The 15,534-nt window shown below is 72.8% G+C and carries 12 protein-coding genes and 1 pseudogene; 7 read left to right on the top strand and 6 right to left on the bottom strand.

Annotated elements, in window-relative coordinates; genetic code table 11:
• The first annotated feature begins 88 nt into the window (after positions 1 to 88).
• A complete protein-coding gene (locus AB0J66_RS02480) occupies positions 89 to 1,504 on the top strand; it encodes an FAD-dependent monooxygenase (protein WP_364654996.1) in 1,416 nt (471 codons plus the stop codon).
• Here the strand turns inward: AB0J66_RS02480 and AB0J66_RS02475 are convergent.
• The 4 genes and pseudogenes from AB0J66_RS02475 to AB0J66_RS02460 form a co-directional block, all read right to left on the bottom strand.
• Complete coding sequence (locus AB0J66_RS02475) at positions 1,501 to 2,655, bottom strand: glycosyltransferase (RefSeq protein ID WP_364656027.1); 1,155 nt, start codon at positions 2,653 to 2,655, stop codon at positions 1,501 to 1,503. The two genes, AB0J66_RS02480 and AB0J66_RS02475, sit on opposite strands and share 4 nt — an antisense overlap.
• Positions 2,656 to 2,662: 7 nt before the next feature.
• Positions 2,663 to 3,244, bottom strand: coding sequence for a pentapeptide repeat-containing protein (locus AB0J66_RS02470; RefSeq protein ID WP_364654994.1), 582 nt, complete (start codon positions 3,242 to 3,244; stop codon positions 2,663 to 2,665).
• Between the two features lie 10 nt (positions 3,245 to 3,254).
• A complete protein-coding gene (locus AB0J66_RS02465) occupies positions 3,255 to 3,593 on the bottom strand; it encodes a fibronectin type III-like domain-contianing protein (RefSeq protein WP_364656025.1) in 339 nt (112 codons plus the stop codon).
• Positions 3,594 to 3,626: 33 nt separating this feature from the next.
• Positions 3,627 to 4,799: pseudogene (locus tag AB0J66_RS02460) on the bottom strand (glycoside hydrolase family 3 C-terminal domain-containing protein); the annotation flags it as partial.
• Between the two features lie 329 nt (positions 4,800 to 5,128).
• Here AB0J66_RS02460 and AB0J66_RS02455 point away from each other — a divergent pair.
• The 6 genes from AB0J66_RS02455 (at position 5,129) to AB0J66_RS02430 (ending at position 14,195) form a co-directional block, all read left to right on the top strand.
• Positions 5,129 to 8,230 (top strand): diguanylate cyclase, encoded by a 3,102-nt coding sequence (locus AB0J66_RS02455; RefSeq protein WP_364654992.1) that lies wholly within the window; start codon positions 5,129 to 5,131, stop codon positions 8,228 to 8,230.
• Positions 8,231 to 8,239: 9 nt separating this feature from the next.
• Positions 8,240 to 8,626, top strand: coding sequence for a DUF6394 family protein (locus AB0J66_RS02450; RefSeq protein WP_097327907.1), 387 nt, complete (start codon positions 8,240 to 8,242; stop codon positions 8,624 to 8,626).
• A complete protein-coding gene (locus AB0J66_RS02445; protein WP_364654991.1) occupies positions 8,626 to 10,374 on the top strand; it encodes an NAD-binding protein in 1,749 nt (582 codons plus the stop codon). Before AB0J66_RS02450 ends, AB0J66_RS02445 begins: the two co-directional genes overlap by 1 nt.
• A 182-nt stretch (positions 10,375 to 10,556) precedes the next feature.
• Positions 10,557 to 10,805 carry a hypothetical protein gene (locus AB0J66_RS02440; RefSeq protein WP_364654990.1) on the top strand — a complete coding sequence of 83 codons (249 nt, stop codon included), beginning with the start codon at positions 10,557 to 10,559 and terminating at the stop codon, positions 10,803 to 10,805.
• A gap of 61 nt (positions 10,806 to 10,866) precedes the next feature.
• On the top strand, positions 10,867 to 13,605 hold the full coding sequence (locus tag AB0J66_RS02435; RefSeq protein ID WP_364654988.1) for an AAA family ATPase: 2,739 nt from the start codon (positions 10,867 to 10,869) through the stop codon (positions 13,603 to 13,605).
• A gap of 11 nt (positions 13,606 to 13,616) precedes the next feature.
• The gene (locus AB0J66_RS02430; protein WP_364654986.1) at positions 13,617 to 14,195 is read left to right on the top strand and encodes a histidine phosphatase family protein; all 579 of its coding nucleotides are present in this window, start codon (positions 13,617 to 13,619) and stop codon (positions 14,193 to 14,195) included.
• Here AB0J66_RS02430 and AB0J66_RS02425 read toward each other — a convergent pair.
• Both AB0J66_RS02425 and AB0J66_RS02420 read right to left on the bottom strand, forming a co-directional pair.
• Positions 14,140 to 14,829 (bottom strand): HAD family hydrolase, encoded by a 690-nt coding sequence (locus AB0J66_RS02425; RefSeq protein ID WP_364654985.1) that lies wholly within the window; start codon positions 14,827 to 14,829, stop codon positions 14,140 to 14,142. The two genes, AB0J66_RS02430 and AB0J66_RS02425, sit on opposite strands and share 56 nt — an antisense overlap.
• Positions 14,830 to 14,857: 28 nt before the next feature.
• Complete coding sequence (locus AB0J66_RS02420; protein WP_364654983.1) at positions 14,858 to 15,508, bottom strand: DedA family protein; 651 nt, start codon at positions 15,506 to 15,508, stop codon at positions 14,858 to 14,860.
• Between the last annotated feature and the right edge of the window lie 26 nt (positions 15,509 to 15,534).

Raw genomic sequence — 15,534 nt, 5'->3', positions numbered from 1 at the left:
CCACTCCCCGACGCGCGCTGATCCTGGCCGTCCGCTACCCCGGACCAGCGGGGCTGAGCAAGCTGGGCAGGCGGCGCTCACGTACGACGTGATTGTTGCGGGGTGCGGGCCGGTCGGGGCGGTGCTCGCCGCCGAGTTGCGGCTGCATGGCGTACGGGTCCTCGTGCTGGACAAACAGACCGAGCCGGCGTCGTTCGTGCGGATCGTCGGCCTGCACATCCGCAGCTTGGAGCTGCTGGCCATGCGAGGGCTGCTGGAGCGGGTCGTCGAGCGTGGGCGACGACGGCCGGCCGGCGCCTATTTCGCGGGCATCGACAAGCCGGCGCCCAAGGATCTGGACTCCGCGTACGCGTTCCTGCTGGGCATCCCGCAACCGGTCATCGTGCAGCTGCTCGAGGAGCATGCGACGGCGCTGGGGGCGGACATTCGGCGCGGCACCGAGCTGGCCGGCTTCGCGCAGGACGACGACGGGGTGACCGTCGAGCTGGCCGGTGGGGAACGGCTGCGGGCGCGCTATCTCGTCGGCTGTGACGGGGCGCGCAGCGCTGTGCGCAAGCTGCTCGGTGTCGGCTTCCCGGGTGAGCCGTCGCGCAACGACACGTTGATGGGCGAGATGGAACTGGGTGTGCCGCGGGAAGAGGTCATGGCGGCGGTGGCGGCGATCCGGGCGACCGACAAGCGGTTCATGGTCGCGCCGTTCGGCGAGGCGGTGTATCGGGTCATCATTCCCGCCGCCGGGGTCAGCGACCGCTCCGCGCCGCCGACCATCGACGATTTCCGGCGACAGCTTGTTGCCTTGGCCGGCAGCGATTTCGGTGTGCATTCACCGCGCTGGTTGTCCCGTTTCGGGGATGCCACCCGGCTCGCCGACCACTATCGGGCCGGGCGGGTGCTGCTGGCCGGTGACGCCGCCCACATCCATCCGCCGATCGGCGGGCAGGGCCTGAACCTGGGCGTCCAGGACGCGTTCAACCTCGGTTGGAAACTGGCGGCCCAGGTCCGCGGCTGGGCTCCCGAAACGCTGCTGGACACCTACGAGACCGAACGCCGTCCGGTCGCGGCGGAGGTGCTGGACAACACCCGCGCCCAGACCGAACTGCTCTCTGGCGGCCCGGGCCCGCGGGCCGCCCTGCGGCTGCTCACCGAGCTCATGGACTTCGACGACGTCAACCGCTATCTGCTGGAGAAGATCACCGCGATCGGCGTCCGGTACGACTTCGGGCCGGGCCCGGACCTGCAGGGGCGCCGCCTACCCGACGTCAAGATCGGAGCGGGTCGCCTCTACGACCGGATGCACCACGGCCGCGGCGTCCTGCTGGACCGCACAGGAAGCCTGACCGCCGCCGGCTGGCCGGACCGCGTCGACCACATCGCCGACCCGGAAGCGGCCGTGGACGCGCCGGGCGTCCTGCTGAGACCCGACGGGCACGTCGCCTGGATCGGCGACTGCCAACAAGATCTGGACGCCCAGCTCACCCGCTGGTTCGGCCCGCCGGCCAGTTAGACGAGATGGGCGATGACCGGGGCGGCGCCGTCCTCGGCGCGGAGGCGGTGGCCGAGGTCGGCGGCCCGTTCCCGGTACGACGGGTCGTCGAGGCAGGAGCGGAGGGCCGCCGCCAGCTCGCCGGCGGTCAGTTCGGCCATCGGCAGCGGTCGCGGGGCGACGCCGAGCCGGTGCAGGCGGTCGGCCCAGAACGGCTGGTCGACCAGCACCGGCACGGCGACGGCCGGCACGCCGGCCCGGAGCCCCGCTCCGGTCGTGCCGGCCCCGGCGTGGTGGACGACGGCGGCGACCCGGGGAAACAGCCACTCGTGCGGGACCTCGCCGATCGACAGGAGACGGTCGCTCGGCGCGCCGAGGCCGGCCCACCCGGCCTGCACGATCGCGCGCACCCCGGCCCGCTCCACCGCGGCCGCGACGATCTCGGCGAGCTGCTCGCGCGACGGTGTCATGCTGCCGAACCCGATGAACACCGGTGGCGGCCCGGCCCACAGGAACTCGACGAGGGCCGGCGGCGGCCGCCAGCTCGTCGAGGAGGCCGGCCACCAATAACCGGTCACCCGCACGTTCGCGGGCCAATCCGGCGGCCGTGGCACCACGGCCGGGCTGTAGCCGTGGAAGACCGGCCAGGAGGGGGAAACGATCTCGAGCCGGGCCCCGAGCCGGCCGAGGACGCCCGCGTACAGGGTGCTCGATCGGGCGAGCGCCTCCCGTCCCGCCGCCAGGTTGCCGGCGGCCGGCTTGCCGGGCCACCCGGGCGGCGGGAACTCCGCTGTCGGCACTCCCGGCGCGAGGAAGACCCCCGCGCTTGGAAGGCCATGACCGTCGGCCACCGCCCGGCTCAGCGGGGCCGGACCGAAGGCGGACAGCACGACGTCGGTCCCGGCCGCCACCGCGGACACGATCCCCTCCCCCAGCTCGTCGAGGAACGCGGCGAAGACGGCGTGGGCCTCCTCGGGTGAGGGCGCTGCCGTGCGGGCGCGGGTCAGCGCCACCGGATCGCCCGGCAGCGGGCGGTGTTCGAGGCCGGCGGCCCGTACCAGGTCGGCGAAGCGGTCGTGAGCGGCCAGGGCGACCTCGTGCCCGGCCTGCTGCAGGCGCCGGCCCAGTCCGGTGAAGGGCGCGACGTCGCCTCGCGACCCGGCGGTGACGATGAGGATCCTAGGCAGGGCGCACCTCCAGACCGAGCGCCAGGGCGACGACCACCGCCTGGTCGGGGGTGATGATGGCGTGCTTGATCGTGGTCGTGGTGGGGTCGAGGCTGGTCAGGTCGGTGCCACGTAGATCGCAGCGGGTGAGGTCGGCCTGGTGCCATTGAGCGCCGGAGAGGTCGAGGCCGGTCAGGGTGGCGCCCTGGCCGCGGGCGCCGGTCAGGTCGGCCTCCCGCATGCGCAGGCCGGTCAGGGTGGCGGTGGACAGGTCGGCCCCGCGCAGCGAGCTGAACGACCAGTCGCCGCCCGAGGCCGTTGTCAGGTCGAACGAGCAGCGGTCGAAGGAGCTGCCGACCAGCTTGCAGTCGGCCAGCGACGCGTCGAAGAAGTTGCACGCCACGAAGCTGCAGTTGAGGAACGCGACGCCGGTGAGCTCGGCGCAGTTGAAGCGGGCGTTGCGGAACGTACAGCCGGAGAACTCGACGCCGTCGAGCGTGACCTCGCACAGGTCGAGGTCGATGAACTCGTCGCCGTCGTGGCGGGGGCGTTTACCCACGCCCCCGTCCCAGTCTTCGGTGCGCACCGTTGCCATGCCGACGACTCTAGGGCCGGGGTACGACAAAAGAAGTCCGCAGCCCACCGGACGACGAGCCGCCCACCGTGACGCCATAAACCCCGGAGGCCGTACGCCACGTCGAGTCCCAGTACTGCAGCAGGTGCAGGTCATTCAGGTCGGACCGGCTCAACGACACCTCCACCGTCCGCCGCTGACCGGGCTGCAACGTCACCCGCTCCCACCCGATCAACCGGGACGGCGGCTCCCCCGTGACCGCGGGCAGCGACACGTATGCCTGGGCGACCTCGGTCCCCGCGCGCCGGCCCGTGTTCTCGACCGTGAACCGGATCTTCAGCGAATGACGCCCGTCCCCGGAGACCTTCACCGAGGAGTACGCGAACTTGGTGTACGACAAGCCGTGCCCGAACGGGAACAGCGGCCGGATCCCCTGGCTCTGATACCAGCGGTACCCGACCTTGAGTCCCTGGTTGTAATCCACCTGCCGAATGCCCGCCGCGTCCACCACACCGGGGTATTGCCCCGCGCTCCCGGCCGTCGGAGTGTCCGCCAGCGAACGCGGGAACGTCATCGGCAGCTTGCCCGACGGATTGCTGTCCCCGAACAGCAGCGACGCCAGCGCCGGCCCCATCTGCTCACCGCCGTGGCAGCTTTCCAGCACGGACGGGACCTGCCCGATCCACGGCATCTCGACCGCGCTTGCGGTCTGCAGGACCACGACGGTACGCGGATTCGCCGCGGCCACCGCGGCGATGAGCGCATCGCCGTTCCCCTGCAGTTTCAGATCGGCCAGGTCGGTGAATTCCCCCGCCCGCTGGTAACCGAAGACCACCGCGACCTCCGCCGATGCCGCCGCCGTCGCCGCGGCCGCGATGTCGCTGCCATTGTTGAAGGTGACCGCCGCCTGGGCCCGCGCGGCCCGGGCGCGGATGGCGGTCTCCGGTGGCACCAGGTCCTCGCATTGCAGGGTGGTCGGATTCCCGAACCGCCACGGCAGCGAGCACACCGAGTTCGCGCTGATCCCGTCCGTCGGGGTGGACGACGCGGTCGGCCCGATCACCGCGATCTCGTCGCCCTTCTTCGGCGCCAGCGGCAACAGCCCGTCGTTCTTCAGCAGGACGGATCCCTGCTCGGCCGTCGTCCGGGCGATCGCCTTGTGCGCCGGCGTCGAGGCATCGGCCACCGCCGTCGCGGGCAGCGGATGGTCGAAAAGACCGCCCTGGATGTACGACCGGACGACCCGCCAAGCCGCGGCATCGATATGCTTCTGGGTGATCTGGCCGGCCGCCAGCGCCGCGTCGAGCCGGGCCGGCGTGTACCAGATCGGCCGGTTCAGCTCCTGGTCCAGTCCGTTCACCAGCGACGCCGCGGTCGAGTGGACCGATCCGAAATCGCTCATCACGTAGCCGTCGAACCCGATGTCACCCTTCAACACCTCATTGAGGCGCGGGTTCTCGCAGGCGTACGTCCCGTTGATCTGGTTGTAGGAGCACATCACGCTCGACGGCCCGCCGCGGTCGACGGCGATCTCGAACGGCAGGTCGTAGATCTCGCGCAGCGTCCGCTCGGAGGCGTTCGACGAGCTGGTCTGCCGCCTGCGCCGCCGAGGGCGTGAAGAACGGCGCGAGCAGGGCCAGCACCGCCGCCCCGCCGATCAGGCGTCTATGCATCCGACTTCCCCTCCGAGAAGGGCTTGATACGTTTCATGTCCGTCCCTGCCAATGACCGGTAAACCGGGAGGGGATGTTTCGGCGGGGTTTCCGCTCGGATCACATCCTGTGTCGCCGCCGGGAACGGACGCTAGGACCTGATGTACGCGGTGTAGCACAGAACGCACTTGCCGCAGTCGCTCATCGAATCCCCCAACGGGTCGATAGGACCTCAGGAAAGGGCGGTGCGCTGATGACTGAGCCGCGTGCGGGCATGACGCTGCGCACGTCCCTGCTGCGCACGCTCGTCTTCACCGCCCTCTACGTGTTCTGCACCTGGGCCGGCCGCCTGACGGTGATGGACGAGACCAACCTGAGCATGGTCTGGCCCGCGGCCGGCGTCTCGGCTGTGTGGTTCCTGGCCCAGTGGCGGTCCCGCTGGCGCTGGCTCGACGCGCTCGCCCTGTCCGCCGTGACCATGGTCGTCAACACGGCGACGGGGGCCCCGGCCGTGCTCGCCCTGTGGTTCGTGGTGGCGAACCTGGCCCAGGCCGGCTCGTTTGCCGTGCTCTTCCGGCGGTGGCTCCCGGCCCTGTGGGGCGGCGGCGGGGACCGCCAGCTGTCCCGGCCGCAGGAGTTGTGGCGCCTGGTCGCCGCCGCCTTCCTGTCCACCGCCGTCGGCGCGCTGATCGGCCCGACGGGGGTCTGGGTGGTCAACGGCGTCTACTCCGGCCCGGCCACCGCGGTGTGGCTCACCCGCAACACGGTGAGCATCCTGCTCATCGGCGCGGCCGGCCTGCGGGTCGGTTATCTGATCCACCGGCGCGGCGCCGTGCGGCTGGGCCGGATCTGGACCGGGCTGGCGCCGGTCAAGCGCCTCGAGTACGTCGTGGTGATGGCCCTGTCGATCGCCGTCTACACCGCGGTCTTCGGCTCGCCCAAGCAGCTGCCGCTGACCTTCTCGGTGATCGTGATGACGGTCTGGGCCGGCACCCGGCTGCACACCGGTTTCGTGATCCTGCACGATCTGGCCTTCGGCACGGTCGCCGTCCTCTACACCCTGGCCGGTCTGGGCCCGTTCGCCCTGATCGACTCCAATGCCGGGCGGGCCCTGGTCGCGCAGGCGTTCGTCGGCATGATCTCGGTGGTCGGGCTGGCGCTCGCGCTGGGCCGCGACGAGCGCCAGCTGATCCTGCGCGACCTGCGGTCGGCCCAGGAGGCCGCGGCCGCCCAGGCCCAGCTGATGACCACGATCGTCGACTCGATGACCGAGGGCCTGACCGTCATGGACGAGCAGGGCCGCATCCTGCTGCGCAACCCGGCGGTCCGCCGGCTGACCGGCGGCGTCAGCAGCCCCACCGGCGCGATGCGGCATCCGGACTTCTACGGGCTCTCCCATCCGGACGGGACCCCGCTCAAGCCGGACGAGCTGCCGCACCGCCGGGCTCTGGAGGGCGACGAGGTCCGCGGCATGGACGTCCTGATCCGCAACCCCGGCCTGCCGGACGGGCGCATCCTGAGCGTGAACTCGACCCCGATCGCGGCCGACGCGGCCGGCCGCCGGTACGCCGTCACGGTCTTCCACGACGTCACCTCCGAGCGGCGGCACCGCACGGAGCTGGCCAACTTCGCCGGCGTGGTCGCCCACGACCTGCTCAACCCGCTGGCCACGATCGACGGGTGGAGCGAGGCCCTGGCCGAGGTGTTCGCCGACACCCCCGGCCACCCGGCCAGCGAGGAGGCCGAGGACGGGATCCGGCGCATCCGCCGGGCGTCGGCCCGGATGCGCGACATGATCAACGACCTGCTCGCGTTCACCACGGCCCGGGACGCCACGATCGCCCCGTCGGTGGTGGACCTGGGCGCCGTCGTCAACGACATCGCCATCGCCCGTATCGACCAGGCGCAGAGCACGGGCGCGCCGCCGCCCGGCTTCCACATCGGCGAGCTGGGCGGCGCCTACGCCGACCCGGTGCTGGTCCGGCAGCTGCTGGAGAACCTGATCAGCAACTCGATCAAGTACACGGCGCCCGGCGTCACCCCGGAGATCACCATCGCGGCGGCCCGTGAGAACCACATGGTGACCTTGACGCTCGACGACAACGGCATCGGCATCCCGGCCGACCAGCAGGACAGCGTCTTCGAGAACTTCCAGCGGGCCCACCGCGGCGCCGGGTACAGCGGCACCGGGCTCGGCCTCGGCATCTGCCGCAAGATCGTGGAACGGCACGGCGGCACCATCAGGGCCGCCGACAACCCGGCCGGGCGCGGCTCTCGGTTCACCTTCACCCTGCCCGTGGACGCCACCGGCGCGCCCCGCCCGGACGAGGAGCCACCCAAGGCCACCACCGAACGGCGGGCGGTGCCCCCGTCGGCGCCCACCCCGGCCCCGGCCGGCACCTTCGCCCAGGCCGCCCACCTCGTGCTGGAGTACCTGCACGAGAGCATGCCGCTGGCCTTCTGGGCGGTCACCCGGGTCGAGAACGGCCGGCAGACATACCTCTACCTCGACGACAGCAACGGTTACGGTCTGCATCAGGGCGACAGCCACCCGTGGGAGGACAGCTTCTGCGTCCACATGGCGGCCCGGCAGGCGCCGGCCGTCGCCCTCGACGCCCAGGCCGTCGAGCTGTACGCGGGGGCGGGCGTCAACGACCTGATCCAGATCAACACGTACGCGGGCGCGGTCATCAGCGAGCCGGACGGCTCCGTGTTCGGCGCCATCTGCGGCCTCGATCCGCACAGCCACACCGGCGACGCCCGGATGGCGGGCGCCGAGCCGCTGCTGGCCCTGCTCGGGCGGCTGCTGACCGCGGCCCTGTCGGCCGACCGGGCCCAGGACCGCTCGGCCGGGGCGCTGCTGCGCGAGCAGGTCAGCGCCGACACCGACCCATTGACCGGCCTGCCCAACCGCCGCGCCTGGCAGCGGCTGCTCGATCGGGCCGAGAAGCTGTACGAGCGGCTGGCCGACCCCACCGTGGTCGTGATGATCGATCTGGACAAGCTGAAGGCGATCAACGACTCGCAGGGGCACACCGCCGGCGACGCGTACATCAAGGCCGCGGCCACCGCCCTGGCCGGCGCCGTCCGGGAGACCGATGTCGTCGCCCGTCTGGGCGGCGACGAGTTCGGCGTGCTGCTGCCCCAGTGCACCGAGGCCGACGCCGAGGCGGTGATGGCCCGGATGCGCCTCGAGCTCGAGGGCGCCGCCGTCGCCGCCTCGATCGGCTGGACCGCCGTGACCCCGAAGGACGGCTTCGCGGCGGCCCTGGAGCGGGCCGACGCCAACATGTACGCCGAGAAGCGCCGCCACCGGGCCGACGCTCAGCGAGCGCGCGACGCGTCGTCCCGATAGCGTGATGCCGTGAGTCTCGAAAAGGTCATCTTCGGCTTCTTCGTGCTCCTTGCCGCGACGCTCAACTTCGGGTTCTTCATCGGCGACATCTCCGATCCGGCGTTGCACAACGAGTACGAGCTGTTCGCCGCCGTCGTGGTCAACCTGATCGCGACCGTGCTGAAATTCGGCGACCGCACCCAGATCGGCGCGGTCCACCTGGCCACCAGCCTGGTCGCCGACCTTCAGCTCATCGCCGCCACCCTGGCCTGGGTGTACGCCACGCAGATCTCCGGCGCGGGGATGACCGGCGAGGCCACGGCGAGCGTGGTGTCGCTCTCGGGCGGCGCGCTGCTGGCCAACCTGGTCTCGGTCGCGCTCCTCGTGATCGAGACCGTGTCGTTCAACCGCCGCTGATGGCCGCAAGGAGACACCCGCGGGGCCGGACGACGATCACCCAGCCGACCGAGCCGTCGTCGACGATCTTCCTGATCCTGCGGCGGATGCGGGTCCCGCTGATCGTCCTGATCGTCATCTTCGCGGTCAGCGTCCTCGGCCTGACCCTGATGCCCGGCCAGGACCCGCAGGGCCGCCCGGTGCGGATGGGCTTCTTCGACGCGTTCTACTTCATGAGCTACACGGCCACGACCATCGGGTACGGCGAGATCCCGCACGAGTTCACCGGGGCCCAGCGGCTCTGGGTGATCGTGTCGATCTATCTGAGCGTCATCGGGTGGGCCTACGCGATCGGCTCGCTGCTCACCCTCGTCCGGGACCGCGCCTTTCGCGAGGCCCTGGCCTTGCGGCGTTTCACCCGCCAGGTGGTACGCATGCGCGAGCCGTTCCTGGTGGTCGTCGGGTACGGGCAGACCGGCCAACTGCTCGGGCACGCGCTGGACTCGCTCGGGCGGCGCCTGGTCGTGCTGGACACCACCCCGGAGCACGTCGACTCGCTCGACATCGACGCCTACTACGCCGACGTCCCGGGCCTGGTGGCCGACGGCGCCAACCCGCACATGCTGGGCGCGGCCGGGCTCGAGCATCCCCAGTGCGAGGGGGTGGTCGCGCTGACCAACAACGACGAGGTCAACCTGACCGTGGCCATGACGGCCGCCCTGATCCGGCCCGGCCTGCGGGTCATCGCCCGGACGGTGTCGCCGGTGATCGAGCACCGGATGCGGGCCTTCGGCTCGCCGACGGTGGTCAACCCGTTCGACCGGTTCGGCGACCACATCCGGCTGGCCCTGCACCAGCCGTCCTCCTTCCAGCTGCTGTCCTGGCTGATCAGGGGCGAGGGGGCGGTCCTGCCCGACCGCGGCCGGCCGCCGACCTCGGGCCGGTGGGTGGTCTGCGGCTTCGGCCGGTTCGGCCACAAACTGGTCGCCGACCTGCGGGCCGACGGGCTCGAGGTGACCATCATCGACCTCGAGGCGAGCGAGCCCGGCATCATCGCCGGCGACGCCTCCGAACCTGCGGTCATGGCCCGGGCCGAGCTGGCGGGCGCGGTCGGCTTCGTGGCCGGCACGCACAACGACGCGACCAACCTGTCGCTGGTGGCGGCGGCCCGCAAGGAGAACCCGGCGCTGTTCATCGGCGCCCGGCAGAACCGCCCGCGCAACGCGCCGCTGTTCGCCGCGATGGACGCCGACTGGCTGCTGATCCCGGCCGAGATGGCCGCCCGGGAGATCTACGCCCAGCTCAGCACGCCGTTGACCTGGCGCTTCCTGCAGGAGATGCCGGAGCGGGGCGACGAGTGGGCGGCCGCGACGATCGCCTCGCTGGGCGAGCACTGCGGGGCCAAGCTGGACGGACTGTGGAAGGTCACGCTGACCGGCCGGGAGGCGCCGGCCCTGATGAGCTGGCTGGCCTCGGGCTCGGCCCGGCTGGGCGACCTCATGCACTGCCCGCACGACCGCGACCAGCGGATCGCCGCCGTGCCGTTGCTGCTGCTGCGCGGCGACGAGTCCACCTTGGGCCCGGCCGACGACACCACCGTGGAGACGGGTGACCAGATCCTGTTCGCCGGGCGCCGCAGCGCCCGGCGCGACCTGGTCGACACCATGACCAACCATGTGGTCAGCGAGTACGTGCTGTACGGCCGTACGGTGCCCGCGGGCTGGCTCTGGCAGCAGATGACCGGCCGCAAGCCCAGCACCCACCTCTGAGGCAAACCGTTTCAACAGCCGCGCCGCCCCTGGCCCGGCACGCATGAGGCATACGGCGGCCCGACTCAGCCAATCGGACAAACTTCCGTCGGGCGATTGCATATGCACGTGCAGATGCCCTTGGCGCGCGATTTTTCAGGGTCCATGATGGTTCCAGTTTCCCCGCCTGCCGATGAGGTGAGATGACCACCCACGACCCGTCCACCGGCCAGATCCGGACGTTCGCCGAGGCCGACTACCGCTTCGGCAGCGGTCCCCTGCGCATCCGGATCGACCGCGTGCTCGCCTCCGCCCCCATCCAGCAGGACGGCGAGGTGTGGTACGAGGTGGAGGGCATCGAGGTCACCGACCAGGGCCAGATCATCGGCCCCCGCCGGGCCACCATCCGGGCCAGCCGCCTGCCCGCCGTCCGGCGCCACCCCGGCCGCTGACCGTCTTCGTAAGATCCTTCCCGGGCCGGGCGCGCGCCGCGGCCGCTGGGGGGCGAATTCAGTGCTGGACCGGATCATCGAACGCGGGCGACTCGACCGGCTGCTCGACGAGGTACGCGACGGCCGCAGCGGCGCGCTGCTGCTGATCGGCGAGCCCGGCGTCGGCAAGACCGCGCTGCTCGACTGGCGGGTGGCCGCGGCGTCCGGCGTCCGGGTGGCCCGGGTCACCGGCATGGAGTCCGAGGGCGAGATGCCGTACTCCGGCCTGCACCAGCTCTGCGGGCCGATGCTGGGCCACCTCGAGCGGCTGCCCGCCCCGCAGGCGGACGCGCTGGCCACCACCTTCGGGCGCAGCGCCGGCCCGGCGCCGGATCCGTTGCTGGTCGGGCTGGCCGTGCTGAGCCTGCTGTCCGAAGTGGCGGCGGAGCGGCCGCTGGTGTGCGTGATCGACGACGCCCAGTGGCTGGACGCCGCCTCGGCCCGGGTCCTGGGCGTGGTGGCCCGCCGGCTGCAGGCCGAGTCGGTGCTCATGCTCTTCTCGGCCCGCGAGCCCCGGCCGGAGCTGCGGGGCGTGCCCGAGCTGGCCGTCGCCGGTCTGCCCGAGCCGGACGCCCGCGAGCTGCTCGCCTCGGTGATCCGCTGGCCGTTGGACACGCACGTGCGCGAGGCGGTGCTGGCCGAGGCCCGGGGCATCCCGCTGGCCCTGCTCGAGCTGCCGGCCGGGTTGTCACCGGCCGGCCTGGCCGGTGGTTTCCGGCTGCCGGGGGCGCTACCGCTGACCGGCCGGATCGAACAGAGTTACCGCCGCCGGATCGACCGGCTGCCCGCCGAGGCGCGGCTGTTCCTGCTGATCGCGGCGGCCGACCCGAGCGGGGACGCGACGCTGTTGTGGCGGGCCGCCGGCCGGCTGGGGCTGGGCGCCGCGGCGGCCGAGGCCGGCGAGGCCGCGCAGGAGGCGGGGCTGGTGGAGATCGGCGTCCAGGTGATCTTCCGGCACACCCTGGCCCGCTCGGCCGTCTACCGCAACGCCTCACCCGAGGACCGGCGGCGGGTCCACGCCGCCCTGGCCGAGGCGACCGCGGCCGGTCCGCACCCCGACCGCCGGGCCTGGCACCGGGCCCAGGCCGCGGCCGGCCCCGACGAGTCCGTCGCGGCCGAGCTGGAGGCGTCGGCCGAACGGGCCCGGAGCCGGGGCGGGCTGGCGGCCACCGCCGCCTTCCTGGAACGGGCGGCCGAGCTGACCGTCGACCCGGCGGTCCAGGCCGACCGTGCGGTCACCGCGGCCCGCGCCAAATACCAGGCCGGCGACCGCGCGGCCGCCGCCGCCCTGCTGGCCCGGGCCGTGGCCGGGCCGCCCGACGACCGGCGGACAGCGATGATCCAGCTCCTGGAAGGACAGATGGCGTTCGCCTCCGAGCGCAGCGGGGACGGCCCCCGGCTGCTGCTGGAGACCGCGCGCCGGCTGGAACCCCTCGACGCCGCCCTGGCTCGGGACACCTATCTCGACGCGATCACCGCCGCCCTGTACGCGGGCCGCTTCGCCTCGGCCGGCGGCCTGTCCGAGGTGGCCGCCGCGGCCCGTGACGCCCCGGCCGCCGCCGCCCTGCCCCGCCCAGCCGACATGCTGCTCGACGGGTTGAGCCGGCTTTACACCGAGGGCTATCGCGCCGGCGTACCGCTCGTGCGCAAGGCCACTACGGCCTTCCAGAACGCCGAGCTGGGGGTGGAGGACGCGCTGCGCTGGCTCTACATCGCCTGTCACAGCGCCCACGACATCTGGGACGACGACGGCTGGCAGGCCCTCTCGGCCCGGTACGTGCAGCTCGCCCGGGAGACCGGCGCGCTGTCCCTGCTGCCGATCGCGCTGAGCGTGCGCATCGGCATGCACCTGCACGCGGGCGAGTTCGCCGCGGCGTCCGCGCTGGTCGAGGAGATCGACACCATTACGGCGGCCACCGGCGACACCCTGCCCGCCTACGGCGCACTCGCGGTGGCCGGGTGGCGTGGCCGGCCGGACGAGGCGGCCGCGCTGGCCCCGGCCGTGCTCGACGTGGTGGCCGCCCGGGGCGAGGGCATGGGCCTGACCCTGGTCCAGCACAGCTTGAGCGTGCTGCACAACGGCCTCGGTAACTTCGGCGAGGCGCTGGCCGCAGCCGAGGTGGGCACCGCCTCCCCGCACGAGACCGGCTTCGCCAACTGGGCCCTGCCCGAGCTGGTCGAGGCGGCGGCCGGAGTCGGGGACCGGCTCCGGGCCCGGCGGGCGCTCGACCGGCTGGCCGAGCTCACCGGCCCGAGCGGCACCGAGTGGAGCCTGGGCATCGAGGCGAGGTGCCGCGCCCTGCTGACCGACGGCCTCGCCGCCGAGGACCACCACCGGGAGGCGATCGACCGGCTCGGCCGCAGCCGCGGCGCCGTCGCCTCGGCCCGGGCCCACCTGATGTACGGCGAGTGGCTGCGCCGGCAGGACCGCCACGGCGACGCCCGTACGCAGCTCCGCCTGGCTCATGACCGATTCACCGCGATCGGCGCCGAGGCCTTCGCCGACCGGACCCGGGACGAGCTCACGGCCATCGGCGACCGGGTCGACCCGCGCCCCGCCCCGGCCGCGAGCCGGGCCGAGCTCACCCCGCAGGAGCGGACCATCGCCCGCCGCGCCCGCGACGGCCGGACCAACCCCGAGATCGGGGCCGAGCTGTTCCTCAGCGCCCGGACGGTCGAGTGGCACCTGCGCAAGGTCTACCTGAAACTCGGCATCACCCGGCGCCGGGAACTGCGATCCGCGCTCCCGGCGGAGCCCTGAGGAGGACGGCCATGGGTCACACCCGGCTCTACCTGGTAAGACACGGCGAGGCCGCGGGCGGCGGGCTCTCGCCGCTCGGCCGCGAGCAGGCGGACCGGCTGGGCCGGCGGCTGAGTGACGTGCCGTTCACCGCGATCCACCACAGCCCCCTGCCGCGGGCAACCGAGACGGCCGATATCGTCGCGGCCCATCTGCCGCGGTCACCCCGGCACGCCTGCGATCACGTCCGGGACCGTACGCCCGTGCCCTCCCCCGCTAACCGCGACCTTTACCCTTCGCGATGGCACCGCTGGCTCGACAGCGTGCCCGCCGACGAGCGCGACGAGGACGCCACCGCCCTGCGGGCCGCCGTCGCCCACTTCGGCGTGACCGGCGCCCAGGACCGGCACGAACTGCTGATCACCCACAACTTCGTGATCGGCTGGTTCGCCCGGCACGCCCTGGACGCCCCGGAGTGGCGCTGGATCGGCCTCGACTTCGAGAATGGGGCCCTCACCGTCATCGAGTGGGACGCCGACCACCCACCAACCGTGATCAGCCTGAACGACTCGGGTCATCTGCCCGCAGGGCCGCGATCGGGGAGTCGTTAAGGGCGGCCAGCAGGGCGGCCGGGTCGTCGTAGACGGCGACGGCGCCGGCCTTGGTCAGCTCGTCGGCTGAGGTGCCGCCGCAGGTCAGGCCGATGCAGGGGATGTCCAGGCGGGCGGCCGCCTCGACGTCCCAGACCGAGTCGCCGACGAAGACGGCCGAGCTCGGGTCGATGCCGGACTGGTCGATGGCCGCCTCGAGGATGTCGGGCGCGGGCTTGGTCTGCTCGGCGTCGGCCGACGAGGTGGCCGCCGCGAGCACGTCGTCGGCGTCGATGACCCGGCGCAGCTGTTCGAGCTCGGGCCCCTTGGCCGACGAGGCGAGCGCGACGCCGAGACCGCGTTCGGCGACCGCCCGCAGCAGCTCGGCCGCTCCGGGCAGCGGGCGCAGCCGCTCCCACCAGGCCCCGTAGAGCACGTCGTGGGCGGCCGCGGTCTGCTCGTCCTGGTCCTTGTCGCGGTCCGGCCCGAGCAGGTGGTCGAGCAGCTTGTCCGAGCCCATCCCGATACCTCGGTGGATTTTCGCCATGGGCACGTCCGCGCCGCGCTGGCGCAGCGCCTCCCACCAGGCCACCGCGTGCAGGTACGTGCTGTCGACCAGGGTGCCGTCGACGTCGAAGAGAACACCGGATGCCATGATCGTCGCTTACCCGCGATCGTGTCCCCTATGCGGTCTGCAGGATCTCGGCCGGGCGGCGGCCGGTGGTGAGCCGGCGCAGCCGGCGGACCGCGAACGGGACCACGCCGAGGCAGGTCGCGCCGACCGCGGTGAGCACCAGGCCCAGCCCGCCGGTGGCGTCGGCCCCGGCGGTGAGCGCGCCCACCCCGGCGAACGCGGCCACCCACATCGTGGTGCCGACGGCCGACCAGACGATGAACCGGCGGAACGGCATGCCCACGACCCCGGCCACGATCGGCACCACCGCGTGGATGACGGCCACGAACCGCACCGCCACCAGCGCCGGGGCACCCTTGTCGCGCAGATAGGCCTCGGCCCGGTCGAACCGGTCGGCGCCGATCCGCCGCCCCAGGCGTGTGGCGCGCAGCCGGGGACCGAAGGCGCGCCCCACCGCGTACCCCATGGTCTGCCCGGCCAGCGCACCCAGCGTGCCCACCACCAGAACGGCGGCGAAGCCGGCCGGCCCCGGCAGCGAGCCGGCCAGCATGACCACCGACTCGCCCGGCACGAGCAGCCCGGCCAGGAACGTCATCTCGACCCCGGAGCTCAGGAACGTGAACATCAGGACCGTCCACTGGTCGAGAGTGGACAGCCAGTCGACGAAGGCGGTGGCGGCGTTCGCGAGATCGGTGAGCACGGCTTCAGCCTGCCGTCCCGTCGATG

Source organism: Actinoplanes sp. NPDC049598 (assembly GCF_040675435.1).
Classification (GTDB): domain Bacteria; phylum Actinomycetota; class Actinomycetes; order Mycobacteriales; family Micromonosporaceae; genus Actinoplanes.
This window is presented reverse-complemented; position numbering and strand designations above follow the sequence as displayed.